A 229-nucleotide genomic window follows, 5' to 3' on the forward strand; every position below is an offset into this window, starting at 1 on the left:
CGCACAGGGAGAAGACGTTGTTGCCGGTGTTCGTACTCCGATGCACATTTCCGAGATGGAAGACAAATTCCCGGAAGCGTTCAAACAGTTCAAAGAAGTATGCAAGACTCTGGAGACACACTACAGAGATATGCAGGATATGGAGTTTACTGTAGAGCACGGTAAACTGTACATGCTTCAGACACGTAACGGTAAGAGAACAGCTCAGGCTGCTTTGAAGATTGCATGT

1 protein-coding gene is annotated in these 229 nt (G+C 46.7%); it reads left to right on the forward strand.

Features of this window, described 5'->3' with window-relative positions:
- A partial coding sequence (locus tag HJY11_RS13795; RefSeq protein ID WP_208076482.1) for a PEP/pyruvate-binding domain-containing protein occupies nucleotides 1-229 on the forward strand: 229 nt, incomplete at both ends.

The organism is Bittarella massiliensis (ex Durand et al. 2017) (assembly GCF_017566145.1).
Taxonomy (GTDB): Bacteria; Bacillota; Clostridia; order Oscillospirales; family Ruminococcaceae; genus Bittarella; species Bittarella massiliensis_A.